The sequence below is a fragment of the Aeromonas sp. 600527 genome, from assembly GCF_049175415.1.
GTDB classification, from domain to species: Bacteria; Pseudomonadota; Gammaproteobacteria; order Enterobacterales; family Aeromonadaceae; genus Aeromonas; species Aeromonas veronii_A.
Window position 1 is genome coordinate 372,411 of sequence record NZ_JAAKVA010000001.1, and the last position, 26,616, is coordinate 399,026.

General features: G+C 58.1%; 21 protein-coding genes. 14 read left to right on the forward strand and 7 right to left on the reverse strand.

Annotated elements, in window-relative coordinates; translation table 11 throughout:
- The first annotated feature begins 22 nt into the window (after positions 1 to 22).
- The 11 genes from G5154_RS01660 to G5154_RS01710 all read left to right on the forward strand — a co-directional run bounded on the left by G5154_RS01660 (position 23) and on the right by G5154_RS01710 (position 12,269).
- Positions 23 to 973 carry an AAA family ATPase gene (locus tag G5154_RS01660; RefSeq protein ID WP_421250175.1) on the forward strand — a complete coding sequence of 317 codons (951 nt, stop codon included), beginning with the start codon at positions 23 to 25 and terminating at the stop codon, positions 971 to 973.
- The gene (locus tag G5154_RS01665; RefSeq protein WP_236768098.1) at positions 964 to 1,866 is read left to right on the forward strand and encodes a DUF58 domain-containing protein; all 903 of its coding nucleotides are present in this window, start codon (positions 964 to 966) and stop codon (positions 1,864 to 1,866) included. The genes G5154_RS01660 and G5154_RS01665 overlap by 10 nt, the downstream gene beginning before the upstream one ends.
- Positions 1,851 to 2,390 carry a DUF4381 domain-containing protein gene (locus tag G5154_RS01670; protein ID WP_421250176.1) on the forward strand — a complete coding sequence of 180 codons (540 nt, stop codon included), beginning with the start codon at positions 1,851 to 1,853 and terminating at the stop codon, positions 2,388 to 2,390. The genes G5154_RS01665 and G5154_RS01670 overlap by 16 nt, the downstream gene beginning before the upstream one ends.
- On the forward strand, positions 2,387 to 3,379 hold the full coding sequence (locus G5154_RS01675) for a VWA domain-containing protein (RefSeq protein ID WP_236768100.1): 993 nt from the start codon (positions 2,387 to 2,389) through the stop codon (positions 3,377 to 3,379). The genes G5154_RS01670 and G5154_RS01675 overlap by 4 nt, the downstream gene beginning before the upstream one ends.
- Positions 3,370 to 4,818, forward strand: coding sequence for a VWA domain-containing protein (locus G5154_RS01680; protein ID WP_421250177.1), 1,449 nt, complete (start codon positions 3,370 to 3,372; stop codon positions 4,816 to 4,818). The genes G5154_RS01675 and G5154_RS01680 overlap by 10 nt, the downstream gene beginning before the upstream one ends.
- Positions 4,819 to 4,838: 20 nt before the next feature.
- Positions 4,839 to 6,326 (forward strand): hypothetical protein, encoded by a 1,488-nt coding sequence (locus G5154_RS01685; RefSeq protein ID WP_337072336.1) that lies wholly within the window; start codon positions 4,839 to 4,841, stop codon positions 6,324 to 6,326.
- 37 nt (positions 6,327 to 6,363) lie between these two features.
- Positions 6,364 to 6,963, forward strand: a complete 600-nt coding sequence (locus tag G5154_RS01690) for a sigma-70 family RNA polymerase sigma factor (RefSeq protein WP_216978736.1) — start codon at positions 6,364 to 6,366, stop codon at positions 6,961 to 6,963.
- Positions 6,956 to 7,735, forward strand: a complete 780-nt coding sequence (locus G5154_RS01695; RefSeq protein ID WP_182963791.1) for a DUF3379 domain-containing protein — start codon at positions 6,956 to 6,958, stop codon at positions 7,733 to 7,735. The genes G5154_RS01690 and G5154_RS01695 overlap by 8 nt, the downstream gene beginning before the upstream one ends.
- Positions 7,736 to 8,137: 402 nt before the next feature.
- The gene (locus tag G5154_RS01700) at positions 8,138 to 9,421 is read left to right on the forward strand and encodes an outer membrane protein transport protein (protein ID WP_216978735.1); all 1,284 of its coding nucleotides are present in this window, start codon (positions 8,138 to 8,140) and stop codon (positions 9,419 to 9,421) included.
- 251 nt (positions 9,422 to 9,672) lie between these two features.
- The gene (locus tag G5154_RS01705; protein ID WP_337072196.1) at positions 9,673 to 10,929 is read left to right on the forward strand and encodes an OmpP1/FadL family transporter; all 1,257 of its coding nucleotides are present in this window, start codon (positions 9,673 to 9,675) and stop codon (positions 10,927 to 10,929) included.
- Between the two features lie 116 nt (positions 10,930 to 11,045).
- Positions 11,046 to 12,269 (forward strand): EAL and HDOD domain-containing protein, encoded by a 1,224-nt coding sequence (locus G5154_RS01710; protein WP_005345291.1) that lies wholly within the window; start codon positions 11,046 to 11,048, stop codon positions 12,267 to 12,269.
- Here the strand turns inward: G5154_RS01710 and G5154_RS01715 are convergent.
- On the reverse strand, positions 12,266 to 13,441 hold the full coding sequence (locus G5154_RS01715; RefSeq protein ID WP_421250178.1) for a thiolase family protein: 1,176 nt from the start codon (positions 13,439 to 13,441) through the stop codon (positions 12,266 to 12,268). The two genes, G5154_RS01710 and G5154_RS01715, sit on opposite strands and share 4 nt — an antisense overlap.
- A 122-nt stretch (positions 13,442 to 13,563) precedes the next feature.
- Here G5154_RS01715 and G5154_RS01720 point away from each other — a divergent pair, with 122 nt between their 5' ends.
- Positions 13,564 to 13,956, forward strand: a complete 393-nt coding sequence (locus tag G5154_RS01720) for a MerR family transcriptional regulator (protein ID WP_421250179.1) — start codon at positions 13,564 to 13,566, stop codon at positions 13,954 to 13,956.
- A gap of 109 nt (positions 13,957 to 14,065) precedes the next feature.
- Here G5154_RS01720 and rplY read toward each other — a convergent pair whose 3' ends face one another.
- From rplY to G5154_RS01745, 5 genes are all read right to left on the reverse strand, one after another.
- The gene (rplY, locus tag G5154_RS01725; RefSeq protein WP_005345280.1) at positions 14,066 to 14,353 is read right to left on the reverse strand and encodes a 50S ribosomal protein L25; all 288 of its coding nucleotides are present in this window, start codon (positions 14,351 to 14,353) and stop codon (positions 14,066 to 14,068) included.
- 116 nt (positions 14,354 to 14,469) lie between these two features.
- Entirely contained in the window at positions 14,470 to 15,348 is an 879-nt protein-coding gene (locus G5154_RS01730; protein ID WP_421263850.1) for a hypothetical protein, read from the reverse strand.
- Positions 15,349 to 15,442: 94 nt separating this feature from the next.
- On the reverse strand, positions 15,443 to 19,342 hold the full coding sequence (hrpA, locus tag G5154_RS01735; protein WP_421250181.1) for an ATP-dependent RNA helicase HrpA: 3,900 nt from the start codon (positions 19,340 to 19,342) through the stop codon (positions 15,443 to 15,445).
- Positions 19,343 to 19,580: 238 nt separating this feature from the next.
- Positions 19,581 to 20,003, reverse strand: a complete 423-nt coding sequence (locus G5154_RS01740) for a CBS domain-containing protein (protein WP_005333273.1) — start codon at positions 20,001 to 20,003, stop codon at positions 19,581 to 19,583.
- A 120-nt stretch (positions 20,004 to 20,123) separates the two neighbouring features.
- The gene (locus G5154_RS01745) at positions 20,124 to 21,401 is read right to left on the reverse strand and encodes an HD-GYP domain-containing protein (RefSeq protein WP_421250182.1); all 1,278 of its coding nucleotides are present in this window, start codon (positions 21,399 to 21,401) and stop codon (positions 20,124 to 20,126) included.
- A 1,218-nt stretch (positions 21,402 to 22,619) separates the two neighbouring features.
- Between G5154_RS01745 and sbcB the strand changes: the two genes are divergently transcribed.
- Both sbcB and G5154_RS01755 read left to right on the forward strand, forming a co-directional pair.
- Positions 22,620 to 24,047, forward strand: a complete 1,428-nt coding sequence (sbcB, locus tag G5154_RS01750) for an exodeoxyribonuclease I (RefSeq protein ID WP_421250183.1) — start codon at positions 22,620 to 22,622, stop codon at positions 24,045 to 24,047.
- 155 nt (positions 24,048 to 24,202) lie between these two features.
- Entirely contained in the window at positions 24,203 to 24,703 is a 501-nt protein-coding gene (locus G5154_RS01755; RefSeq protein WP_421250184.1) for a hypothetical protein, read from the forward strand.
- Between the two features lie 78 nt (positions 24,704 to 24,781).
- Here G5154_RS01755 and G5154_RS01760 read toward each other — a convergent pair whose 3' ends face one another.
- Complete coding sequence (locus tag G5154_RS01760) at positions 24,782 to 26,491, reverse strand: glycoside hydrolase family 36 protein (protein WP_421250185.1); 1,710 nt, start codon at positions 26,489 to 26,491, stop codon at positions 24,782 to 24,784.
- Positions 26,492 to 26,616 lie beyond the last annotated feature (125 nt).

The following is a 26,616-nucleotide window of genomic DNA, read 5'->3' on the forward strand; positions in this document are numbered from 1 at the left end:
ATAAAAACAACGGGTTTATCGCATGGCAGCGGCCGAGTTCAGAGCACTTAGGGACTATCTTGGCAGTCAGATCCTGGGGCAGGAGGAGCTAATAGAAGGGCTCCTGATTGCACTGTTATGTGAAGGACATGTGTTAATCGAAGGGGCTCCCGGGCTGGCCAAAACCCGCGCCGTCAAGGCGCTCGCTGGCGCCGTCGAAGGGCGCTTTGCCCGTATCCAGTTCACCCCCGACCTGCTTCCCGCGGATCTCACCGGCAGCGAGGTGTTTCACCCGCAGGATACCAGTTTTGTATTCCAGCCAGGCCCCCTCTTCAACCATCTGGTGCTGGCGGACGAGATCAACAGGGCGCCGGCCAAAGTGCAATCAGCGCTGCTGGAAGCCATGGCCGAACACCAGATCACCGTGGGCAAAAAGAGCTGGCGGCTGCCGCCCCTCTTTATGGTCGCCGCCACCCAGAACCCTATCGAGCAGGAGGGAACCTATCCCCTGCCGGAGGCCCAGCTCGACCGCTTTCTGCTCAAGCTGATAGTCGATTATCCGAGCCCCACCATGGAGCTCGCCATCTTGCAGCTCAACGCCAGCGGCGAACAGCTTGGCGCGGCACCAGTGACCCTGAGTCAGACCAGCTTGCTGCGTGCCCGCAGCGAAGTGCTGGCGGTGACCATGCAAAGCCGACTGGAGCACTATCTGGTGGAGCTGGTCTGCGCCACTCGCCCGGGCAGTGGTCTTTGCCCTGCCCTTGAGCCATTGATTGCCGTGGGGGCCAGCCCTCGGGCTACGCTGGGGCTGGCTCGCTCCGCCCGCGCCCGAGCCTGGCTTGCCGGACGAGATTATGTGCTGCCGGAAGATATCCAGCTGCAAGCCTATCCGGTGCTGCGCCATCGCCTTATTCCCAGCTATCAGGCACTGGCCGACAATCTGGATAACGACATCCTGATCGCCCAACTGCTGGATCAGGTGCCATGTCCCTAGCGCCGGACCTCCATCCCGATATCGCCCTGTCGCTGCCACGGCTGCTCAATATCCGGCTCTGGGCGAAAGCCAAGAAGCCACCTAACTTAGGCCGAAGCAATAGCGAACGCGGCAAACTTGGCCGCTCTCCCGGACTCACGTTTCGCGAGCTGCGCGCCTATCAGGCGGGTGACGAGGTACGCCATATCGACTGGCGAGTGACGGCGCGCCTCGGTCGTCCCTATACCCGCCTCTATAGCGAGGAGCTGGATCAGGCGCACTGGCTGCTGCTCGATCTCTCCCCCGCCATGTATTTCGGCTCCACACGGCAGCTCAAGGCGCGTCTGGGATGCGAGCTGGCAGCAGCCCTGATCTGGCAAGGGGAGAAGCAGCACAACACCCTGATCTGCCACGGGCTTATCCCAAATCACCAGAGCCAGCGCGGCAGCGTGCTGCCCCTGCTCGAATCCCTCTGCCATCACTACCAGCAAGGGCTGGCACGTCGGGTACTATCCCATTCACTGGCCGACACCTTGGCCAGCGTGAAGCTGCCCCATGGTGCCAAACTGACGCTGATCACCGACCACAGACCCTGTGAGTCAGCGCTCTGTCAGCAGTTGCAGCTGCTCTCCCGCCGCCACGATATCCACTATTGGCAGATCCGCGATCCCCTTGAGGCTGCCCTTCCCCCTGACGGCCAGCTGCCGGTGGCCATCGATCGGCCAGCCCAGCACTATCAGGGCTGGCTGGATGGGGGCCATGCCGGTTTCTCCCGCCGCTACCAGCAAGCTGCCGAACAGCAGCTGGCCCATGGCAAGCAGCTGTTGCTGCCGCTGGTGCAGCGCCTCTATCTGCTCGATAACAGCCAGACGCTGCAACAGCAGTGGCAGGAGGGGTTATGTCATCAGGGATGATCTCCCCCGCCGAACTCGGCAGCGCCAGTCCCACCTCCGACGCCATCACTCCGCCGCTGGTCGCCCTGATGCGAGACATCCACCCGGGGCCGGATCTGATTGAACAGAGTCTTGACCCCAGAGTGCAGGCGCTATTGTGGCTATTGATCACAGCGTTAGTGCTGCTGCTGATCATCCTGATTGCCCGCAGGGTGATACGTTACCGCCGCTGGTGTCGTCAGCTGGAGGGAGATCCGGCGCTGCTGGTGGCACGCATACAGGAGGCCCTGCGTCATGAAGCACTGCAACGCTGGCCCGAGGCGCGCCAGTTACAGGGAGAGGCTTGGCTCGCCTTCGTCGATCGTCACGGCGGCAGCGATTTCAGCCAGTTCTCGTCTCACTGGAGCAGTTGGCTCTATGGCAACCAGAACCCGAGCAGTGAGCAGAGCGAACAGCTTCGGCAACATTATCGCCGCTGGGGTAAGAGCCTCTTCTTGCAACGCTCCACCCGCCCAAGGCGTAAAGCCGCGCGGAGGCATTCATGATCCTGGCCTGGCCCTGGTTTGCGCTGGCACTGGTGCTGCCCTTGCTGGTGCGCTTCGGCTTGCCACCCTTGCGCCGCGGCTATCTGGCTCACCCCGGGTTTCCGCTGCTGCGTCCTCAGGCCGGATTGCCGCTCTGGCGCGCCATGCTGCTCTGGTGCGCCCTTATCCTCGCCCTCTGCCGCCCCCAGTGGTGGGGGGAACCGGTGATCCAATATGAGGGGAGTCGGGATCTGCTGCTGGCGGTGGATCTGTCAGACAGCATGCGTACCCCGGATATGCTCGACAACGGCGAGCAGCAAGCACGGCTGACGGCAGTGCGCCAGCAGATCAAGGCGCTGATCGCCAAACGGGCCGGTGACAGGGTGGGCATTATCGTCTTTGCCGATCACGCTTACCTGCTCTCTCCCCTCACCCAGGAGATCCCGGCGCTGCTGACCTTGAGCGACGAGCTCGATTTTGATCTGGTCGGCCGAACCACCGCCCTTGGCGAGGCGATCCAGCTGGCACGCCAGCATGGGGATCCTGGTCGCCCCACCGCCCTGCTGCTGGTCACTGATGGCCGCAATACCGCAGGCAATGCCGACCCGCTGCAGGAGGCCAAACTCGCCGCGGCACAGGGAATACGGATCTACACGCTGGGGGTCGGGGCCGATCCCGATACCTTTATCCAACCCTACGATGAGGCGGGCAGCGGTCAGGCCGATCCCAGCAGCGAACTGGACGAGCCGCTTCTGAAAGAGCTGGCACAGACAGGCCAGGGGCGTTACTTTCGGGCACGCACCCAAAGCGATCTCGATGCCATCAACGCGACCCTCAATGCCCTTGAACCTGCCCCAATGCCGATTGCCCAGTACCAGCCGGTGATCGAGCTCTACCCCTGGCCATTGGCACTGCTTTGTGGCTTGCTGCTTCTGCCATCAGGGCACGGCAGACTGGAGTTTCGCATGGTGCGCAACTGGCTGGCACGAGGCGCGCGCAGATGGAGCTGATCTTGCTCCGCCCCCTGTGGCTGATCGCACTCATCCCCTGGCTCTGGCAAGGGTGGCACCATCGTCGCCAGCCCCCGCTGCTCGCACCTGCTATGCAGGCTTATCTGCTGCCAGCATCTCGTCCTCAGCGCCCCTGGCTCTGGCTGGCAACCCTGCCCGTCATTTTAGCCCTGAGTGGTCCCGCACTGCGCGGCGAGCTGCAACAGCAGCCTGCGGCGCCGCTCGATATCTGGCTGCTGGACTTGTCACGCTCGATGACCGCCACCGACCTCAAACCGGATCGGGCGACCCGGGTCAGATGGCAGTTGCAGCAGCTGCTGAGCCGCGCAAAGGGAGAGCGCATTGCGCTGATCCTCTACGCGGGCGATGCCTACCTCGCCATGTCACCAACCCGTGATCATCAAGCCCTTTCGCTGCTACTGCCCGACTTGCGCCCCGATATCATGCCGCTGCAGGGCAGCAACCCGGCACGGGCGGTGGAACTTGCCATGAAGCAGATTGCTCCCGGTGAACAAGCACGTCTGCTGCTGATCACCGACGACCTCACCCAGAATCAGATGACCCAAATCGCTGCTCTGTGGCCCTGCCAGCAACGCCTTCTCTGCCGCGACACCCAGTCGGCACGCCTCGATATTCTGCTCGCCAGCAGCGGTCAACCGGCCCCCATGCCCGCCATTCCGGCCAGTGAGTTGGGGTTTGCCGCCCGCATGCCTGCACAGTTGCCCGCCCCCGATAGTCAGGCCATTGCCGCTCTGGCCAACCGTCTCGGCGGTGAGCTACAGTGGCTTGGCAGCGACGTCCCCCGCTTTGCCCCTCTCCCCACCACGACCTTGGCCCTCACCCCGGCACCACTGGATCTTGGCCCATGGTTGCTGATCCCATTGTTACCACTGGCCTTGCTGGCCAGAGTCGGCGCCCGGTTGATGATGGCGCTGATGGTAGGAGCTCAGCTGCTTTCGCCACAAGACCTGCAAGCGGCAGAGAGGGTAGACTTGCAAGCGATGCAGGCTTATCAAGAGGGGGATTTTCAGCGGGCTGCCCGCACCTTCAACGATCCAGTCTGGCGCGGCAACGCCTGGTATCGGGCCGGAGCCTATCGGCAAGCTATCTCAGCCTATCAGGAAGCAGCGAGTGCCACTGCCCACTACAACCGCGGCAATGCCCTGCTGCAACTGGGGGAGTTTGCCGCAGCCAAAGAGGCCTATCTGGCCGCTCTGGCGCTTGAACCCGGCCATGAAGATGCGCTCTATAACCTCTCTCTGTTACAGGGCACAGCGGCGGCTCCCAATACCAGCAACAGCAAGCAACCCGAACCATCGGCTGAACAGCAGGTGACGGCAATGCCCATGCCACCCTCCCCCCCGGTGTTGCTGCTGGAGCAACGACTGCGCAAAGAGGCGCTGCGCCGGGATCTGATCAAGGTGGAGGAGCCTTGGTGACGCGGGCAGGATGGGGACTGTTGCTCGCACTGGCGAGTCCACTTGGTTGGGCCCTGCCCCCCCGGGCAGAGCTGCTGCCAGGGGCTGACCCCAGCGATTGGCTGCTGATCATCGAAGCGGATGGCGAGCGCCAGAGCAACGAGCTGGAGATCTCCCCCCTACTGCGCCAATTTGCAGTGGGCAGAGTGACCATGAGCCGGGTCACCACCCCGGTACAACAACTGACTCGCTGGCAGATCCCGCTGCACCAGAGCGACTCACCCGCGAATACAAAGGTGATGATTGCCCCGCTCAAGCTGGGAAATGAGTTCACCCCCTCGCTCACCCTGCCATTGAGAGAGGTGAAAACAGCGGCGCTGCCGCAACCCGCAGCCCCCTCGCCCCTCGAGATGCAGGCCAGCCTTGATCATCAGGGCCCGCTCTATCCCGGCCAGCCGGTGATCTACCGCCTGACTCTTTGGCTGCCCACCAGTATGCAAAACCCGGCCCTGAGCGAGCTCAGCTCTGCCCACTTCACCATCCGTCGCCTCGGTAGCGACGAGTGGATCGCCCCCGCTCAGGCAGGTCTACCCGGCCGGCTCACCCGCAGCTGGCTTATTCAGGCAAAAGCGCCGGGACTCTGGTACCTCGACTCACCCCGCTTGCAGGGGCAGCTCACGCAGCAAGGGGGAAAAGCGCAACGACTCTCGGCCCGTGCGGCACCGCTAGAGGTGAGGGTCGACAAAGCCCCCGCCACGCCGGTGGCCACCCGGCTGACCCTGAGCCAGCGTCTTGAACCGGCCACCACGGGGGAAGTGGGTGAACCGCTGATCCGGATCCTCAGCCTGACCATGGAGAATGGTGACAGCGGTCAGATACAGCTTGCCCCCCTGATGGCCCATCAACTGCCAAGCGGCATACAGGCACATCCCGATGGCGAGCAACAGCAGGAGCGTTACCGCGATGGCAAGCTGCTGTTTGAGCGACAGTGGCGCCAGACTCTGGTCGCGGAGCAGAGCGGTGACTATCAGCTGCCCCCCATTGATCTGCCCTGGTTTAATACCCAAAGCGGCCGGATTGAGCAGGCCAGCCTGCCCGCCATCACGCTGACGTTTCAGGCAACAGCAAATCGGCAACCTGATGAGCAGACATCGCAGGTGGCACTGCGAGAGAGCCTTTGGTGGGTCGTGCTGGCCATAACACTGCGTGCGCTATGGCGCCGCAGCCCCCGCTGGCGAGCCTTCTATCAACTGCAACGTGCCCTTGCCCGACACCAGCCGGATGCCAGTCGCAAGGCACTGATCCTGTGGGCGACCTTACGCTGGCAGGTCCCCTATTATCAATTAGGCCAGTTGCCTGACGCTGGGCATAATCGGGTAGGCAACGCGCTCGCCGCACTCGAGCGAGCCTGTTTTGCACGGCCCTCTTCTGCCCCTCCCATCGAGTGGCGCGCTCTGGCGCGTACCCTCAGGGCTGATGAAACCGCCGGTATTGCGCACCTGATTTACCTGCTGGCGCACGGGAGTTAGCGCTCCCGCCGCCACGCCCCCTGACAAGGATTGCCCTATGGCACTGCTGTTTTTTAGAAAAAAACGTGCTCAGCAGCATATTGGTGGAAATGATCCGGCCACTTCGCCGGTCTCTGATCCCATGGCTGACAAACAAACCAAATTTGAAGCACTGGTTCATGCGCTGCACGGCGATCTATACCGGTATGCCTACTGGCTGACCCGGGATCCCAACGTAGCGGAAGATCTGGTGCAAGAGACCTTCCTGCGTGCCTGGAAGGCTATCGACACACTGCAGGATGACAAGGCGGCCAAGGGGTGGCTGATCACCATCCTCAGACGGGAGAACGCCCGCCGCTTTGAACGCAAACAGCTGGAACTGGTGGCTCTCGACGATCACCCTCAACCCCAGCACGATACGCTGCACAGTGAACAGGAGATGGAGAACGAGTGGTTGCACCGTCACATCGCCCGGTTGCCGGAGGAGTATCAGGAGCCACTGCTGCTGCAAGTCGTGGGAGGATTCAGTGGTGAGGAGATTGCCGAGATGCTCGGCCTCAACAAGAACACCGTCATGACCCGACTGTTTCGCGCCCGCAACCAGCTCAAGGAGGCGATGGAGCAGAAGAACCAAGCAAGAGGACACGGACATGGATGAACTCGAATTTCGCCGCAACGCCATGATCCAGCCCAACGATCAACAACCGGACTTTCTCAAAACCGCTGAAGCAAGCCAGGCCAATCGGAACTACCTCGACGAGATGAAGCAGTTCGACAGAAGCCTCAAGCGCGCCATGCAGGTAGAGGTTCCCGCCGGACTGGCCGAGCGGATCCTGCTCAGGCAAGCCATGCTGCAAGACAGTGACAGGCAAGATGATATGACGCCATCCCGCCCCCTTGGCACGGCACCAGTCAAGCTCCGGACATCAACATCCTGGCGCCAGATCGCCCTGGCTGCATCGGTCGCCTTCCTGCTGGGAATGAGCACCCGCTGGATCACGCTGCCAGAAACGGCTCCTGCGGCCCTCTCCCTCGCACAGGTGGCGATGGCTCATGTCTATGGCGAAGAACCCTTTATTGAAGGTGTCGATGAGCAGGTCAATCTGCATAACATAAATGCCAAGATGGAGAAGTATGGCGCCACCTTAAGCGGGATGGATGGGCTCAAGGTGACCTATGTCAATCACTGCTCGTTTTATCAGGGACCAGCCTTGCACATGGTGATCCAGGGAAAGATGGGGCCAGTCACTCTCTTTTTAGTGCCCAAACATGTTCCATTAACCCTGCAACAGGCCACCTTTGAAGATGGCACCCTCAAAGGGGAGATAGTCCAGCTCAAAGGCGCCAATATGGTACTGATTGGCGAAATGAAAGAGCCACTTGCCCCCGTTGCCAACGCCCTGCAGTCACGTCTGCAGTGGGACATTTAACATCGCTGGTTAACAACCTCAGATCCATCCTCAATAGCAGGCGGCGGTCACGAGCCGCTGCCTGTTCCCTCCCTGATTACTCCCCTTTGTCACTCATTTGCCTCAAGATTTCGAAAAATTGACAAAATTATTTTTGTGACGGAGATCAGCAATCCAGGTCAATATTCCGCCTTTAGACCCTGAAAATGATGAATTAAACAGCAAGTTAAAACAAATGATTAACACATCGATCACTTTTATGTATTCTGCTGTCACTGGTCTGATTTCTTACCTCCTACCAGATCCATAGAATCACGCCAGAATTGATTGGGAAGAAGCTGAAATAAAAACGGATTTTGTCGAGGTTTGCATTGAACGTGCAGCCAATATCGGCAAAAAAATCTGCCTACAAGAGAGAACACCATGACGACAACTATTTTCAAGAAGAGCCTGATTGCCGCCACCATCGCGCTGGCCACCGGTCAAGTCCATGCCGCGGCATTCCAGTTGAACGAGCACTCGGCCTCCGGTCTGGGTCGCGCCTATGCCGGCGAAGCGGCTATCGCCGACAACGCCTCCGTATTGTCCCGTAACCCTGCCGCCATGACCACCTTTGACAAGATGGCAGTTTCCGTCTCCGGTACCTACATCAAACCGGACGTAGATGTTAATGGCAGCGTTGGTACTCCCTTTGGGCCAATTCCCGCCAGCGAATCAGGCATTGCTCCGGCAGCCTTCGTTCCTGCTGCTTACTTTATCCAGCCGCTGAATGACCAGTGGGCCTGGGGTATCGGGCTCTTCTCCAACTACGGGCTGTCTACCGAGTACTCCAAAACCTTCCCTGCTGGTGCAGGTGCTGGTGATACTGAGCTGATGACTCTCAATATCAACCCGAACATCGCCTATCGCATCAATGAACACTTCAGCGTCGGTGCAGGTATTAATGCTGTTTACGGTGCAGCCGAACTGAACCGCTATGCCGGTCTGCTGGGTCCGTTGAACCCGCCGAGTCAAGGCGGTCCGCTGGCAACAGATACTCGTCTGGCTCACCTGAAAGGCGACACCTGGGGTTTTGGCTGGAACGTAGGTACTCTGTACGAAGTCAATGAAAACAATCGCTTTGCGTTGACTTATCGCTCACAAGTCGATATGAGCTTTGATGGTGACTTCCAGGGACTCACTTCAGGGAACCGCGTTGTTGATGGCAATCTGAAACTGGATCTGCCTGCTCAAGCAGAGTTTGCCGGTTATCACCGTTTGAATCAGCAATTCGCCGTACACTACTCCGTGAACTGGACTGACTGGAGCGCATTCCAGGAGCTGAAAGCAACCAGTAACCAATGCGCTGGCGGCGTATGTCTGCAAAAGGACGAAAAGTTTAAAGACTCTACTCGTTACTCTATCGGTGGTACCTGGTATATCAACCCGGCTTGGGAAGCACGTATTGGTTTTGCATATGATAACAGTCCTATCGAACCGGAATATCGTAGCCTGAGTATCCCGGACTCCGACCGTGTCTGGTATAGCGCTGGCGCCACCTACCATATCAACACCGATATGAGTGTTGATTTCGGCATGGCCTATCTGGATGGTAAAGAGGTTGATGTCAACGAGGGTCTGCGTAACCACTCAGACGCTCTGCGTTGGAAAGGTTCTTCCCACGGCAACGCCTTCCTCGCCTCAGCCCAGTTCAACATGAAGTTCTGATTACAGCTCACTCTAAAAGAGCGCCGACAGGCGCTCTTTTTTTATCCGAAAACCCATTTCAGCGCACACATGTAGCACACATGTGTTTATTTTTCCTTTTCAATCAATCTATTAGAGCACATCATCCCAGCATTTAATCTTGTTTTCTCCAGATAGATGCCATTGCCGTTGCCTTACTGGTCATACCATATAAAATCCTGTCTCCATTCATATGACCGATTGAACCTTCGGGTAACAGCAAGGATTTTGCCATGCATCCCATCATCAAACCGTCCGCCATCGCCCTGCTGGTGATCGCGGGTCAGACTCATGCCGCCGGGTTCCAGCTGGCTGAACAATCCGCCACAGGCCTTGGACGCGCCTTTGCCGGTGAGGCAGCCATCGCGGATAACGCCAGTGTGCTCTCCCGCAATGCAGCAGCCATGACCCGCTTCGATCAAATGGCGCTGTCTGGCGGTGTCATCTATGTCAGTCCTGACGTCAATATTGAAGGTAACACCCGCTTGCCGACCCAAGCTGGTATCGTCACCTCGGATGCGAGTGCGCACGATATCGCGGCCGCAGCCTGGGTACCCAACGCCTATTTGATCATCCCGCTCAATGAACAGTGGCGCCTCGGCTTATCGGCCACCTCTTACTACGGCCTTGGCATCAAGATGCCAGATAACTACAGCGCCGGGCACTTTGGTAATGTTTCCGATATCAAGACCATGGATCTGGGTACCTCACTTGCCTACCGCATCAATGAGATGTTGTCGGTAGGAGCCGGTATTTCAGCTATTCAGGGTGAGGGCGAAGTCGGCGGCACCTTCCCCTCGCGCAACCTGATAGCAAAGCATCTGCAAGGAGATGGCTGGGCATGGGGCTGGAATGTCGGCGCGTTGCTGGAACTATCCAAACAGACCCGGATTGGCCTCTCATACCGCCACGATGTCAACTTGACACTCTCGGGTGACGCCATCATTGGCCTGCCCAGCGGCAAAGAACTCAGAGACACAGGTTCTCTGGATCTTCCGCTACCGGCAACGGCAGAGCTTGCAGCATTTCATCAGCTGACTGAAAAACTGGCTATTCATGGCAGCCTGAACTGGACCAACTGGAGCAAATTTGTCCAGCTGGAAGCAGATCTGGATACACTGCCCAACATGCATATCAAGGATGAACACTGGGAAGATAGCTGGCGCTATGCGATCGGGATGACCTATCAACTCACTCCACAGTGGCAACTGCGATCAGGAGTAGCTTACGATGCGAGCCCTGTACCAGCAGATCGCCGTACCATCTCCATTCCGGATGCAGACCGAATTTGGTACAGCCTGGGGATGGGTTATCAATTCACCCCCAACCTGACCATGGATCTGGGGCTGACCCTGATCGATGGCAAGAAGGTTGATGTTACTGAAAAAATGGCTTTGCAACCTGGCAACCCGCAGAGTATTTCCACCTTCCAGGGGACATCCGAGGGAGATGCCTGGCTGGCTGGCGCCCAATTGAGTTATCTCTTCTAAATTCCTTCCCTGCAGAAAAACGCTATGCCAATTATTGCCTTACCGAACAGGGTCAAAACTGGCATAGTGTTCCGCAACACCATAAAATCAACCCAGTACCTTTACTGGAGCAAGGCATGTATTCCTACGTAGCAAGACAGCCGATCCTCGACAGAGACCTCAATACCCATGCCTATGAGCTGCTCTTTCGCGATAGTCTGAATAATGTCTTCCCGAGTATCTCCTCCCAGCAGGCGACGTCACGCCTGGTGGTTGAACAGTTTCTGCAACAAAATATCGATCAGCTGTTGGGGGGCCGCCCCTGCTTTATCAATTTTCCCCACTCACTGCTGCTGGAGGGATTGGCAGAGTGCCTGCCGCCCGAAAAAGTGGTGATTGAGATCCTGGAAGATTCTCCACCGGATGATGCCCTGCTGGAAAAGGTGAAACAGCTGCACAAGCTGGGTTATCAGCTGGCCCTCGATGACTTCACCATGTCGCCGGATTGGGAGCGCTTCCTCCCCTTTATTCACATCATTAAGTTTGATCTTCGCGCTACCCCCCTGCTGCAGATCAAGGTGTTTATCCAACGTCATCAAACGCTGGGGCTCACCTATCTGGCGGAAAAAGTAGAGGACAAGGCTGAGTTCGAACGGGTCAAACAGCTGGGGATCCAGCTGTTCCAAGGCTTTTTCTTCAGTCGACCCGAGATGGTCAAGCAAGCTACCATGGAGCCGGCTCAGGTCGTAGTGATGCAGTTGCTCAACGTGGTCAACGAGGCAGAGCCTGATATCAACAAGATTGAGCAACTACTCGGTCAGGATATCTCTTTATCACTCAAGCTGCTGCGCTACGTTAACCATCTCAAAGGTCACACCAACCCTATTTCGTCATTTCGCCAGGCTGCCATCTATCTGGGCAACACCCAGCTAAAGCGCTTTGTCTCGCTGGTGGCGGCGACCAGCGCTGGCAAAGGCAAGAGCGCCGAGCTTTACCAGATGTCGATGATCCGTGCCCGCTTCTGTGAGCTGCTGGCTCATGCCCATGCCCCGAGCCAGCAGGCACAACAGGCATTTATTACCGGCCTCTTTTCCCTGCTGGACGTGCTGATGGAGCAGCCGATGGACAAGCTGCTCGGCACTATTCCCCTTATCGACGATATTCGGCTGGCGCTACTGGAACGCAAAGGCAATCTCGGTTTCTACCTCGCGTTTTGTGAAGATTACGAAAATGCCAACTGGTCAAGAGTCACGGCCAGAACCGCAAAGTTAGGGCTCAACGAGGATAAGGTGAGTCACCTCTATCTGGCCGCCACCACCTGGGTCAACGAACAGCTGCTGGCGATGGAAGCCACCAATTAATTCGTCTCGTCATTCACCTCGACAGCGATAGCGGTCGCCTCACCACCACCGATACAGAGGGCGGCCACTCCCCGCCGTAAACCCCGTTGCTGCAGCGCGGCAATGAGCGTCACCAGAATGCGCGCGCCACTCGCCCCCAGGGGATGACCGAGGGCACAAGCCCCCCCATGCACATTGACCTTGTGATGAGGAATACCGACCCCGTTCATGGCCAGCATGGTGACCATGGCAAAAGCCTCGTTGATCTCGAACAGATCGACCTCTTCCACCGACCATGCCAAACGCGCCAGCAGCCGTGAAATGGCGCCAATGGGCGCGGAGGTAAATTCTGCGGGCAATGCCGCGTGGCTCTGATAAGCGACAATCCGTGCCAGCACTGGTACCTGCCAGGCTTTAGCCGTGGCACCATCCATCAATATCAGCGCCGCCGCGCCGTCCGAGATGGAGCTCGAATTAGCCGCCGTGATGGTGCCCTCCTTGCCAAACGCTGGCTTCAGGGTCGGGATCTTCTCCGGTCTGCCCTTGCCCGGTTGTTCGTCCTCGGCCAGCAACAGACGATCACCGCGATAGACACTTGTCAATTCGGACACAAACGCACCTGATTGCTGTGCGTTGCGCGCACGCTGCAGCGATGCCAGGGCGAACTCATCCATAGCACGGCGAGTCAAACCGGCCTGATCGGCACTGCGCTGGGCATGTATCCCCATCAACTGGCCATCATAGGCATCTTGCAAACCATCGAGGAAGAGGTGATCCAGCACCTGTTGATGCCCCATCCGAAAGCCACTGCGCGCATTATCCAGTAGATAGGGAGCACGACTCATGCTCTCCATCCCTCCCGCCACCACCACTCTGTTGTCGCCAAGACGGATGGTATCAGCCGCCATCATCACTGCTTTCATGCCAGAGCCGCACACCTTGTTGATCGTGGTAGCGGGCACTCCATGTGGCAGCCCTGCTTTCAACAATGCCTGCCTGGCGGGCGCCTGCCCCACGCCCGCCGCCAGCACATTGCCCATAAACACTTCATTAACAAGCTCCTTACGAAGCCCACTTTGCTGTAGTGCAGCCTCAATGGCACAGGCTCCCAACTCAGGCGCAGTCACCTCTGCCAATGCCCCCTGAAACGCCCCCATCGGAGTCCGTTTTGCCGCCACAATTGCAATATCCATTTGCCTACCTCTGTTTGTTACATGGCCATAACATAGGGGTTCTGACGCGATGGAACAAGAGTTGCAGTGCAGTTTACGTTTAGGTAAGGTGCAGACAGGATTTAGTTCACCAAGAAGTCTGTATGAACAACAAGGATGAAGGACGGCGCTTCAGCATCAGTGAGCTGGCTCGGGAATTTGATATTACGACGCGCAGCATCCGCTTCTATGAGGATCAGGGATTACTCAATCCAGCCAGGGAAGGGCAGACCCGCATCTACAGCAAGCAGGATCGGGTTCGCCTCAAGCTTACCCTGCGCGGCAAGCGACTAGGTTTCAGCTTGGCCGAAATTAGAGAACTGTTTGATCTCTATGATGCAGATAAGAGCAGCCGTACCCAGCTGCAAACCATGCTCGGGCTGGTCACCGAGAAACGGAAGACGCTGCAGCAACAGATGGAGGATATCAGGATGGTGCAGCTGGAGCTGGATGCCGCCGAGCAGCGCTGCCAACAAGCGCTTAGCCAGCTGGGATAACCGGTTGTGGCTGTGGCTGACCTGATTGTTCTTTCAGTCCGCTCACAAGATTCCTTATAGCAAAAAGCCACTCCTGAGAGTGGCTTTTCTGCTACCTGACAGTTCGTGATTAAACGCGAACGAAGTCCAGGTGAACCAGCTTGTAACGTACAGGGTGACGCTGGATAGCTTTCACTTTTACGTTAACTTCTTCGCCGTTGATAACCAGGGTCAGTACAGACTCGTAGAATTCCGGCTTTTCTTGGGCCAGGATGAATTTCTTGTGGTCAACGGTGATGGACTGGGCTTCTTTACCTGCACCATAAACGATGGCAGGAACTTGGTCAGCTTGACGCAGGCGGCGGCTCGCACCTTTCCCCAGGTCAGAACGGACTTCAGCTTGGAATACGAAAGACATAGTATGTATCTCTTTTAAAGGAATGTATGGTGCAGACTGCGACCGGTCGGCACCTCGCAAAACGAGCGCGAATACTACCACGGGCCAAATGCGGATACAAGGTACCGATTCTGCATTTAGCGTCCCTGCTCCAGTCGGGCAAATTGCTGCTGACGCTGGGCCGGGCTCAGGGCATCAAACTTCGCCAGGGTCTCGGCGCGCGGACAGTAAAGGCCATCCCCCGTTCTGACCCGAATGCTTTTGCCAAGCCGTTGCTGATTCTCCGCCACCAGCGCCAACAAATAGCTGTAGGTATCAGCCCCCCGGGCACTGGATAGCTGGTTGGCAATGCGCCACAGGGTCTCCCCTGCCGCGACCTGATGACACACGGTTTGTGGGTCGCCTGCTGCCGGATCAGAGAGGGTGAGCATGGCATCACTGCCTGCGGATAAGCTAGCCGTGTGGCTGGCGAGCGCCATATCGGCGCTCGCTACGCCCTCATATCCTTGTGCACCACTCATCCCCGCAGTGCGAAACGTCACGCCTAATTGAGCCAGCAGAGGTTCGCTCTCGTCGGTATCGGTGGAAATATCGACACCACCGAACGTGTTTTGGGGTGTGCGGAACTCGGCGATAAAGGGCGCGATGGATTGCGCGCCATAACCAGGGAAACCACTCCCCTGCTGCACGATTGCACCCACCTGACCAGGTACGATCCCGTAAGCCATCTCATCGATGCGTCGCAGCCTTGCCAAATAGGTTTTAGAAAGCTGCGCCTCCCCCTCGAACAAATCGAAAGGGGGGACCAGCCGGGCGGGAAAGAGGATCTGCCAGCGACCATGCTTCTGCTTCAGGGCCAGTGGCGGGAACTGGTTGCCACGCCACGCAACAAACATGGCGGGCGGCGTGCGTGTCAGGGGGTAATATTCCGGGTTCAACTGCACCCAGGTTTGTTCCGCGATGGGCTGATAACCGCTGATCACCACCTGCGCCATGCTCAACCAGATCCCCAGCATCCTTGCCTCCCTGACTTCCGTTTAAAAGGGCCCGCCACCTTGGCAACCCCTTCCCACACTCTATATCACGCAGTTAAAACAGACAGATAGCAGCTTAGCACTGAGCAATGGCGTTCAGCACCCGTTTATCGGAGACCGGATAGGGGGTCCCCAGATTCTGGGCAAAAAACGACACCCGCAGCTCCTCGATCATCCAGCGAATATTGGCCACCTCGGTGGGAATAAGCTGGGATTTGGGGATCTTGGCCAGCAGCGCCTTGTACTCCGACTCCACGCTGTGCACCTTGAGCATGTAGACCCGATCCCGGTTGGGATCGATGGCAAGCTTCTCGAGGCGCCGTTCGATGGCCCGCAAATAGCGCAGCAAATCAGGCAGCCGCTGCCAGCCGGTCTCGGTGACAAAGCCTTTGTGGATAAGGTTGCCGAGCTGCTGCTGGATATCCGACATGGCAAAAGCGGTGTCGAGCTGCATCTTCCCCTTGAGCCGCTTCTTGATCTCATGGGAGAGCGTCAGTACGGCTTCCACCTGCTTGGCCACCTCCACCACCGCATCATTGAGCTCGGCACGGACATACTCCTTGAGCGCCTCGAAACCGGCCTCGTCCCAGGCCAGCCCACCATGTTGCTCGATCAGCTTGTCGCAGCCGCAGGCGATGCAGTCATCTATCAGCTCCGCCACCTTGCCAAACGGGTTGAAATAGAGCCCGAGCTTGGCCTTGTTGGGCAGCTTCTCCTGCAGATACTTGATAGGAGATGGCACGTTGAGCAGCACCAGCCGGCGCTGACCGGCCCACATCAGTTGCTGCTGCACCACAGGGCTCTCCACCAGCTGGATGGCGACCGAATCTTTCTCGTCTACCAAGGCCGGATAGGCTTTCACCTCGAAGCCGCCCCGCTTCTGGCTGTACTCTTGCGGCAGCTCGCCAAAGCTCCACAGAGTGAGGCCGGACTGCTCGATATCATCGTCCGCCACTTGCGACAGGGTCTCCTGTACCTTGCCACGCAGCGACTCTTTCAAGGCTTCCAGATCTTTCCCTTCCGCCACCTTCTTGTGTTTGTCGTCCACCACCCGGAAGGTGAGTTTCAGGTGATCGGGCACTGCAGCCCAGTCCCAGGATTCACGAGGTACGGTGACGCCGGTCATGCGGCGCAGCTGACGCTCCATCTCGTCCAGCAGCGGTCCCTGCTCGGGGTTGATGCTGGCAAGCAGCGCATCGGCGTAGTTCGGCGCCGGCACGAAGTTTTTGCGCATCGGCTTGGGCATCGACTTGATGAGGGCCACCAACAGCTCATGACGCAGCCCGGGGATCAGCCACTCGAACCCCTTCACCTCCACCTGATTCAGGAGCGGCAGCGGGATATGTAGGGTCACACCATCGGCGGCCTCCCCCGGCTCGAACTGATAGGTCAACTTGAGCTTGAGGCGCCCCTGCTGCCAGAAGTTGGGGTAGTCGAGATCGCTGATGTGGGCTGCGTCCCCCTTCATCAGCATCTCTTTTTCGAAGTTGAGCAGCTCGGGATCCCGCTTTTGCGCCTCTTTCCACCACTTGTCGAAGTGACGGGCAGAGATCACCTCCTCCGGCAAACGGGCATCGTAGAAGCGGAACAAGTCCTCATCATCCACCAGGATGTCGCGCCGACGGGATTTGTGCTCCAGCGCCTCCACCTCGGCCAAGAGCTTGCGGTTATCGCTGAAGAAACGGTGGCGGGTCTCGAAATCCCCCTCCACCAGCGCGCGGCGTATAAACAGCTCGCGGCACAGCGCCGGATCGATACGGCTGAAGTTGATGGTGCGCTCGTTGACCAGGGTCAGACCATAAAGGGTCACCTTCTCCTTGGCCATCACGGCGCCGTTTTTCTTCGACCAGTGAGGGTCGCTGTGGTGCAGCTTGATGAGATGACCCGCCAGCGGCTCCACCCACTCGGGTTCAATCTTGGCGTTGATGCGGGCGTAGAGACGCGAGGTTTCCACCAATTCTGCGGCCATCACCCACTTGGGCGGCTTCTTGAACAGACCCGAGGCAGGGAAGAGGTGGAAGCGGCCGTTGCGGGCGCCGAGAAACTCCGGTTTTTCCAGATCCTTGTTGCCGATATGGCTCAAGAGGCCGGTCAGCAGCGCGCAGTGCACCGTCTTGAAATCTGCAGGTTCATGGTTGGCTTTAAAACCAAGCTCCTTGACCATCTGACGCAGCTGGAAGTGGATGTCCTGCCATTCGCGCACCCGCAGGTAGGAGAGAAACTCCTTCTGGCACATTCGGCGGAACGGGTTGCTGCCAAGGGCATCCTGCTGCTCTTTCAGGTAATTCCACAGATTGACGAAGGCGAGAAAGTCGGAATCCTTGTCTTCAAAGCGTCTGTGCTGCTCGTCGGCGGCCTGCTTCTTCTCCATGGGCCGCTCGCGGGGATCCTGAATGCTGAGGGCCGCGGTAATCACCATCACCTCGCTCAGGCAGCCAGTTTGCGCCGCGCTGATCACCATCTTCGCCAGACGCGGATCAAGGGGGATGCGCGAGAGCTGGCGACCAGTCTCGGTCAGCTGCAACTTGGCTTCGCGATCGCCGGTGGCGGGCAGCTCGCGCACCGCCTCCAGCTCTTTCAAGAGAGTCAGACCATCCTTGATATGGCGGGACTCCGGCGGCTCGACGAAGGGGAACGCCTCCATATTGCCAAGGCTGAGCGCCAGCATCTGCAGGATGACCGATGCCAAGTTGGTGCGCAGGATCTCGGGGTCAGTGAAGGCAGGGCGGCTGTTGAAATCCTCCTCCGAGTAGAGACGGATACAGATGCCGTCAGCCACCCGGCCGCAGCGGCCTTTACGCTGGTTGGCACTGGCCTGGGAGACCGGCTCGATGGGCAGGCGCTGCACCTTGGTACGCCAGGAGTAACGACTGATGCGGGCGGTGCCCGGGTCAATGACGTAACGAATGCCCGGCACCGTCAGCGAGGTCTCCGCCACGTTGGTGGCGAGCACGATGCGTCGCCCAGCATGGGGCTGGAACACCTTGTTCTGCTCGGCGTTGGAGAGACGGGCGTAGAGCGGCAACACCTCGGTATCGCGCAGGTTGAGTTTGCGCAAGGCATCGGCGGTATCGCGGATCTCCCGCTCGCCGTTCATGAAGATAAGGATGTCCCCCAGCCCCTCGCGGGCCAGCTCTTCCACCGCGTCGAAGATCCCCTGCAGTTCGTCGCGCTCTTCAAGACCTTCGCTCTTGTCACTGGTAAGTGGGCGGTAGCGCACCTCCACCGGATAAGTGCGGCCGGAGACCTCGATCACCGGCGCCTTGTTGAAATGGCGGGAGAAACGTTGCGGGTCGATGGTGGCCGAGGTGATGATCACCTTGAGATCGGGGCGCTTAGGCAGCAGTTGCTTGAGATAGCCCAGAATGAAGTCGATATTGAGACTGCGCTCGTGGGCCTCATCGATGATGATGGTGTCGTACTGGGTCAGCATCCGGTCGTTCTGGATCTCCGCCAGCAGGATACCGTCGGTCATCAGCTTGATGTGGGTCTGCTCACTCACCTGATCGGTAAAGCGCACCTTGTAGCCCACGTAGTGACCGAGTTCGGACTCCATCTCTTCGGCAATACGGGCCGCGACGGTGCGGGCTGCCAAACGGCGTGGCTGGGTGTGGCCGATAAAGCCCTTCACCCCGCGCCCGAGCGCCAGACAGATCTTGGGGATCTGGGTGGTTTTGCCCGAGCCGGTTTCGCCTGCAATGATCACCACTTGATGCTCTTGAATGGCCTTGGCGATCTCCGCCTGCTTCTGGCTGACCGGCAGGTTGTCCGGATAGGTGACCTTGGGCACTCCGGCCAGACGGGTTTGATAGCGCACTTCGGCGGCGGCCAAATCAGCGGCGATGGTCTCCAGCACGGCGGCCTGTTTGCCTTCAGGCAGCTTCTTGACCCCATGCAGGCGGCTGGAGAGACGGCGGGCGTCAAGGTTCATGCAGGCAGGGAGACGGCGGCGCAGCGCCTCGATAGAGAGAGACAAGGTACGAATTCCTTAAATAGGTGCCCAGAGGGGCCATATCGATAGCTGGGGGAGATCCTAAAGAGCGAGGCTGGGCGGTGCAAGCCTTAACGTAGCGTTATCTATGGGAAGACAGAGAGATTGGCCGATCCTCAAACATGACAAAACAACCATTGCAAGATGGCATAACATGATAAATGGCAGCATATGAAATAGCCAAGGCAAGCCGAAACTTGCCTTGGGAGAGAGGAAAAGAGGGTTAACCGTGGGTGTGATGGACAAAACAGGTGGTGAGCTGGGCGTGAATGGCCTGCATGACATTGTGACGATTGATGACACCGAGCAGGCGTCCCTCCTCCACCACCGGATAGATCTTCGGCTTTTGTCCCATCATCATCTCCGCCAGGCTCAAAATGCTGGTATCGGGCCCCACCGACAACACCTCCTTGCGCATCACATCCTTGACCTGCGCCACCTGTTCGCAGTGATAGGCCTCCTTAAGCAGCACTGCGATGCAATCCTGCTCGGAGATCCAGCCAATCAGATGGCCCTGGCCATCCACCACCGGGCCACCGAGCTGATGACTGTTCAGAAATTTCTCGACCGCAGCTTGCACCATCATGTCGGCAGTGAAGGTGATGGGTCTGCTCTGCATATAATCCTTGGCTTTTAGCGATTCCATATCTGCTCCCCTACGGTAGTCCATCAAGCTGGCGTCTTGTGCGCCGGTACCGGCACCATGCTCGGCTTGTTCCAAGCATAGCTGGCTGACGGCAGTATGAGTCAGCGGCCAGCCTCTCCCTCAATTGGTGGCATGATCCGGCTCGCGATCCGGAATGGCTGCCATCATCATCTGCGGCAGGTGATCGGCCAACACCGCCACCACAGCGGGATCGACCCGCCCCTGATCCGCAAGTTGCTGCATAAAGGTCAATGCGTCACGAGCCGGCAGACCGCGGCGATAAGGTCTGTCCTGCACCATTGCCTGAAAAATATCAGCGACCCGCAGAATACGCGCTTCGAGCGCCATGGCGGATGCCGGCAGGTGGAACGGATAGCCCTCCCCGTCAGGCTCCTCATGGTGATAGGCCGCCCAACAGGCAATCTCTTCAAACCCTTCGATATGGCGCAAGATCTGGTAAGTCTCGAAGCTGTGAGTATTGATGATTGCCCGCTCCTCTTTCGTCAGGCTGGCAGGCTTGTCGAGGATCTCGTCCGGCACCCTGAGCTTGCCAAGATCATGCAGCAAACCGGCGATCTCCAGCATGTCACAATGGATGGCACTGACTCCCATCAATTCTGCCAGTGCCCGAGACAACCTGCTCACACCGAGTGAATGCGTCATCGTGAATGGGCTTTTGGCGTCGACAATGCCGGAGAAGATCTGCGCCAGCGCTTTTAGCTCCCCGTTGAAGGTCAGGCAAGGCTCCCGCACCTGCAGCATCTCCAGCATGTAATCATTGATGGAGCGAGCTTCCAGCTGCAGCCAGAATGCCTCAGAGCGAGACGCCTTGAGGAAGGCATCCACCAGCTCGGGGGCAAAGAACTCGTCACGGAAATCCTGCAGGCGTGCGCGGATCTCGTTGGTATGCATCAACAATGAACCATCGCCATAGTAGGGCGCAGCCAACGCATCGCAGCGATCCACCAGAAAGATAAGGTTGGCCTGACGGGCTACATTGGGGTCCACATCGGCCATCTCGCGCAACAGGTGCCAGTGGGTATGGTGATAACGGATAGGCAGGGCCAGCGGGGCCAGCAAACGGAAATCCTTGAGCAGCTGATATCCCACCTCGCAGTGGCGCTGGGAGGACTCCCAATCGAACTCGCTGACCAGATGGTGATGGGTGATGGTCGAGGAGACACCGATATCATGCAGCACACCCAGCTCGAACAGCAGACAGCGTTCGGCCTCACTCATCCCCAGCTCCCGGCTGCACTCGGCAGCCATAATCCCGACCCGTTTACCGTGGGCCACATCACCAATGCCCACCAAGTCCAGTGACGCAGACAAGGCATACACCACCTGTCTGAGATCTACCGGTAACGAGAACAATCTGGCTCCCTGCACTCTATTCATGATCTCTGTCCCACGCGATGTTGTCGTATCAAACTGATGCTGTTTTATGCCTTGCCTTCTATCAATCTAGTCAATAGCACAGCCTTTTACCTTGTTTTTATAGGCATTTATGACCCTGACACCTTGCAAAGACAAAGGTCACAGCTGGATTTATTTGGCCACTCCCATTCAAGTCATTTTTATCCTTTCAAAAATATGCGAGCACACTCTTTTAAATATCGCGATGAGATTGTGAGCAGTTTTAAAACTCATCTCTGAGCGAAAAAATCAACACCTCCACTTTACTTAATTATGACTTAATCAGAATTAAAGAGTGCTCGGCTTGCCAGTAAGATATTTGAATAAAGACACACCACTACGGACATAGCAGCCCTCATCCCCTAAATTAATTAGCCGAACTGTGAACTCCACCACCCATTTATTCGCCTTATCGCCATCGATAGCGGTAGATACCTCATGCCTTCTCGATACAGCCTTCCATGCGCCCTCCAGCCCCCCCCGATAGCCGGCGACTGAAGGGCTGGAGAAAAAATATCGGATAACCAGCGGTTATATTCGCTATTAGGCGACAAGGATAAACGGAATTTATAGAGTGAAACGGTTTAAAGCTGATGTCCAAGCTGCGGTTAAATGGGGCTATTCAGGTCATATCACTCTTTATAGATCATAACGACAGCGATAAAGGGAAATGTGCCCATCCGGGTATTCCATTCCCTCCAACAGCCTGTACGGGATGATATTTCCAATGTGTTAAACGCACGCTGTTTTCATCGCATATTTTGTGTACCAATTCACATCAGATTAGGATGTGGAGCCAATAATGGCCACCGCTGGTAGTGCCACAGCAGCCGCCAAGCCCAATATCTTGCCATCATGAGCGATGACATCGGCTACTGAAACATCAGTGCCTACAACCGGGGATGGTGGGCTGCCAGACCCCGAACCTGGACAGGATCGCCAATGAAGGGGCCCTCTTTACCGATCACTACTGATGTCATTAAAAAATCATCACATCCTGAGAGATAGACTGGTCTTATAGACTCGGTTAACAGAGCAGAAATGCACAAGATGTCGGGATCAACTGCCCAATAAACCGCCACCTGCACGGCTCGCCCTTCGTTCTGTCTGCGCTATGGTTTACCATGCAGGCAATTGTGGTGCCTGGCACCGCCCACCCTGGCGCCAGGCGCCGTCATCGGATACCTCATCTCGAGCAACATGAGCAAAACAGCACACGCGGGCAACGAGCCAACCTTCTACTTCCACGACTACGAGACCTTCGGCATCAGCCCCGCCAAGGACAGGCCGTCGCAGTTTGCCGGTATTCGTACCGATGCGGATTTCAACATCATTGGCGAGCCGCTGGTCATCTACTGCAAGCCTCCGGCAGACTACCTGCCGGATCCGGAGGCGTGTCTGATCACCGGCATCACGCCGCAAAAAGCGATGAAGGACGGGCTGTGCGAGGCGGATTTCATTCGCCAGATCCACGAGCAATTCGCCACTCCGAATACCTGTGTGCTGGGCTACAACAGTATCCGCTTCGATGACGAGGTGACCCGCTACACCCTCTATCGCAACTTCTATGACCCCTATGCCTACAGCTGGCAGAACGGCAACTCCCGATGGGATATTCTCGACATGCTGCGGGCCTGCTATGCCCTTCGGCCGGAGGGGATCGAGTGGGCCTTTGACGAGGAGGGTAAGCCGAGTTTCCGGCTGGAGAAGCTGACAGTCGCCAACGGCGTGGCCCATGCCAATGCCCACGATGCGCTCTCGGACGTGCTGGCCACTATCGAGATGGCCAAGCTGGTGAAAAAAGCCCAACCCAAGTTGTTTGGTTATCTCTTTGATCTGCGCAACAAAAACAAGGTGAAGGCGCTGATTGACGTGGTGACCATGAAGCCGCTGGTGCACGTCTCCGGCATGTTCTCTCCTTGGCAAGGTTGTGCAAGCTGGGTCTCGCCACTCGCCTGGCACCCCACCAACCAGAACGCGGTGATCATGGTCGACCTGACCCGCGACCCCACCCCGCTTATAGAGCTCACGAGCGAGGAGATCCGCGAGCGCCTCTACACCAAGAAAGAGGAGCTGGGGGATCTGGCGGGCATTCCGGTCAAACTGGTGCACATCAACAAGTGCCCGGTGCTGGCGCCGGCCGCCACCCTGACGGCGGAGCGCGCCGACCAGCTCGGCATCGATCGGGAGCAGTGCCGCAAGAGCCTGGATCTGCTGCGCGCCCACCCCGAGGTGCGGGAAAAACTGGTGGAAGTGTTCAATCAGGAGTTCACCGGCAGTAATGACAGCGACCCCGATACCCAGCTCTACGCCGGATTCTTTGGCCATGGCGACAAGTCCACCATGGATCTGGTGCGTGCCACCCCCGCGGATCTGCTGGGTGAGCGGGAGTTCGCCTTTACCGACTCCCGGCTGCCGGAGATGCTGTTCCGCTATCGCGCCCGCAACTGGCCGCACACCTTGAGCGAAGCGGAGCAGAAACGCTGGCGCCTGCACTGCAGCGACTACTTCAGCCGCCGTCTGCCGGACTATGTGCCCCGTCTCGAGGCGCTGGCCGAGCAGAACCAGAGTAACGAACGGAACTTTGCAATTCTAAAGAGTCTCTACCACTATCTGGAAGATTTATGAGTTGTGAGTAGTTTCACAATAAATCCTTCCCGCCCGTCCCCTTCTTCAGGTCATAATGACGAAGGGGATTTCCCCAAAAACCAATATCTTGCAACATCCTGAGCGGATGTCTCCCAAGCAAGAGATCTCTTTGGCAGAACGGAAGCCATTTGCTGATGCCTCGTCACCACGCACTGCTCGGATTACTGGCCCTGCTGCCGCTGGTAGCCAACGCCGCATACCGGTTCGATGTGCCGGACTATCTTGCTCGCCTGCCCGAGCAGACCTATCGCATCGTAGAACAGAACTTCAATTCCCTTTATCAGCAGACTGATTTCACTCCCCTGATCACCAACAGCTACTTCAACGGCTCCCATCTCTACAAGTTTGTCGGGGTACCGCTGGCCATTAGCGCCCAGTCAGGTTTCCAGCTGGAGGTGTTTGGTCAGGTCTATAACCGCGCTTCGCAAGCCTATATGCACCTGAGCGAGGATATGTCCCTCTATCGGGTGATGCGGGTCGATCTAATGGGGAACCCCAATGATCAGCTGGCCATCGGTTTTGGTCTGGGGGTGCCCATCACCCCGTTGCTGACCCTCAAGGCGATCGCCTCCGGCAGTGATATCCCGGGCTATGGCTCCGCCAAATACGCCGTCGGTTTTGAGTGGCGTTACTAAAAAACGTGGCTGATAACCGCTGATTGAAACAATTCAGGCTCCGTGATGGAGCCTGAATTGCTTATGGTGACGCTGTGATCAGGTGTAGCGGATCACCCGCCCCTCGCCCCCTTGCAGGGTGACAGCCGTGCCGACTGCCTGTCCCTGCCAAAAATCGGTTCCCCCTTCCGGCAGCAGAAACTCCTGTGGTTGCTCCTCCCAGTTGAAGAGGCAGAGCAGAGTGCCGCCCTCGGGCAGGCTTACTTCGCCGCAGGCAAAGTCCATCGACTCGAAACGGGCAGAAGGTGTCTGGGCGGCGCAGAGCGCCAGCAACTTGCGCAGTTGCGCAGCCTGCTCTTCATCGAGATCTTGCAGCCGATCACCGGCCAGCATCATGCCGCCGCTTGCCACCAACGCTGCCAGATGGAAACTGTATTCAGCCTGGCTCGCCTGCTGGGTCGGCAGATCCCGCAGACAGATGCAGTCGGGGTCGAGGACCCAGAGCTTGTCGTTCTGCCAGGCGCGGCAGAAGGCCTCGCGGGCGATCTGGCGATAGCGGTGGCCATTGCGCTCCACGTCATCGCTCACCCGCATGCCGTGCACCAGCCCAAGGCTTGGCCAGATGGGGGCATTGCAACCGAGCAGGAAAGCGCCTTCACCAGCACCACGCAGGATGGCCGCCATACCGCGTCGATAGGCTTCAACCCGGGTGGCGGCCGGATCGTGGAAACGACCACCGTGGATGGCGCCCCAGAAATTGGCATCCAGCTTGAAGTAGTGGATGCCCCACTGTTCGCGCAGGGTGCGGAACACCTGCTCAAGGTGCGCCTGCACCTCGGGGTGGGTACCATCCAGCACATACCAGGGAGTGCAGCGCCAACCACCATAGGTGACCCGCTCGGAGGGCAACGGCAGACCGTCATCCCCCTTCACGAACCAGTCGGGGTGATCCTGAAATACCTGCGAAGTGGGTTCGGCAATAAAGGGAGCGACCCAGAGGGCGGGCTCGCAGCCAGCCTGTTTGATCTCCGCAGCCAGTGCCGCAACGCCCTGCTCGAACTTGGCCGATGGAGTGAGCCAATCGCCCATTTTAGCCTGATAGCCGTCGTCGATCTGCACGTAACGCAGGGGCGGGAAACGCTCGGCACGCACCTGCAGATTTTCGCGAATGTCGGCGGCACTTACCTCGGCGTAGTAGTGATACCAGGAGCACCAGCCGCTCGGGCGCTCACTTACCTTACCGATCAGCGAGCCGTGCTCGGCCTCGATCAGCTGTGCCAGTTCGGCCAGCAGATCCTCGCGCTCCGCCCCTTCGAGGCAGATCAGCGCCTCGCTCTGCCAGTGCCCACCGGCCGCAAGTTTTCGCCCTTCGCAGTTCATCAGGATCTGCAGGCGACCATCAGGATAGAGGCGAAACTCCCCGCCAAAACGGTGGCAGCTGGCAAAGGCGAGCAGCAGCCACCCCTTGCCATGCTCCACCAGCAACAGGTTGTGAATGGTGTGATAGACATTGTCATCGGTGATGCGATAAACGCTGGCATCGGGGCAACGGCCGACATGTTGCGGTGATTGCCAGCTACCCATGGTCTGGGCCAGCATCTGGAATCCTTCGCCATAGATGGCGCTCTCCACCGGCAGGCCAAGCTTGCCGTCAAACAGCACCCAGCGCTCGACCGGGGTGGCATCAGAACCGGTGTTGTCGAGTCGCACCCGACACAGGGGCCCTTCCCACTGACGGGTTTGCAGCAGATGGGGTGGCAACGCATTATCGTTCGCCAGCTGGCGAACTCGGGACAAGAGGGATGTCATCACTACTCCTTGTAGTTCGAAAAAGGGTTCTATCAGACGATGTTCAACAGATAATCTGCATACAAATCAGCTTCAAACGAACTGATTTCAGTTGTTATTGTTTTAATGCCGCGACCCGCCCTCTC

Bases quoted from the DNA above. Each gene is read 5' to 3' on its own strand.
- G5154_RS01660 (WP_421250175.1), top strand. From the start codon at position 23: ATGGCAGCGGCCGAGTTCAGAGCACTTAGGGACTATCTTGGCAGTCAG.
- G5154_RS01665 (WP_236768098.1), top strand. From the start codon at position 964: ATGTCCCTAGCGCCGGACCTCCATCCCGATATCGCCCTGTCGCTGCCA.
- G5154_RS01670 (WP_421250176.1), top strand. From the start codon at position 1,851: ATGTCATCAGGGATGATCTCCCCCGCCGAACTCGGCAGCGCCAGTCCC.
- G5154_RS01675 (WP_236768100.1), top strand. From the start codon at position 2,387: ATGATCCTGGCCTGGCCCTGGTTTGCGCTGGCACTGGTGCTGCCCTTG.
- G5154_RS01680 (WP_421250177.1), top strand. From the start codon at position 3,370: ATGGAGCTGATCTTGCTCCGCCCCCTGTGGCTGATCGCACTCATCCCC.
- G5154_RS01690 (WP_216978736.1), top strand. From the start codon at position 6,364: ATGGCACTGCTGTTTTTTAGAAAAAAACGTGCTCAGCAGCATATTGGT.
- G5154_RS01695 (WP_182963791.1), top strand. From the start codon at position 6,956: ATGGATGAACTCGAATTTCGCCGCAACGCCATGATCCAGCCCAACGAT.
- G5154_RS01700 (WP_216978735.1), top strand. From the start codon at position 8,138: ATGACGACAACTATTTTCAAGAAGAGCCTGATTGCCGCCACCATCGCG.
- G5154_RS01705 (WP_337072196.1), top strand. From the start codon at position 9,673: ATGCATCCCATCATCAAACCGTCCGCCATCGCCCTGCTGGTGATCGCG.
- G5154_RS01710 (WP_005345291.1), top strand. From the start codon at position 11,046: ATGTATTCCTACGTAGCAAGACAGCCGATCCTCGACAGAGACCTCAAT.
- G5154_RS01715 (WP_421250178.1), bottom strand. From the start codon at position 13,441: ATGGATATTGCAATTGTGGCGGCAAAACGGACTCCGATGGGGGCGTTT.
- G5154_RS01720 (WP_421250179.1), top strand. From the start codon at position 13,564: ATGAACAACAAGGATGAAGGACGGCGCTTCAGCATCAGTGAGCTGGCT.
- rplY (WP_005345280.1), bottom strand. From the start codon at position 14,353: ATGTCTTTCGTATTCCAAGCTGAAGTCCGTTCTGACCTGGGGAAAGGT.
- G5154_RS01730 (WP_421263850.1), bottom strand. From the start codon at position 15,348: ATGCTGGGGATCTGGTTGAGCATGGCGCAGGTGGTGATCAGCGGTTAT.
- G5154_RS01740 (WP_005333273.1), bottom strand. From the start codon at position 20,003: ATGGAATCGCTAAAAGCCAAGGATTATATGCAGAGCAGACCCATCACC.
- G5154_RS01745 (WP_421250182.1), bottom strand. From the start codon at position 21,401: ATGAATAGAGTGCAGGGAGCCAGATTGTTCTCGTTACCGGTAGATCTC.
- sbcB (WP_421250183.1), top strand. From the start codon at position 22,620: ATGAGCAAAACAGCACACGCGGGCAACGAGCCAACCTTCTACTTCCAC.
- G5154_RS01755 (WP_421250184.1), top strand. From the start codon at position 24,203: ATGCCTCGTCACCACGCACTGCTCGGATTACTGGCCCTGCTGCCGCTG.
- G5154_RS01760 (WP_421250185.1), bottom strand. From the start codon at position 26,491: ATGACATCCCTCTTGTCCCGAGTTCGCCAGCTGGCGAACGATAATGCG.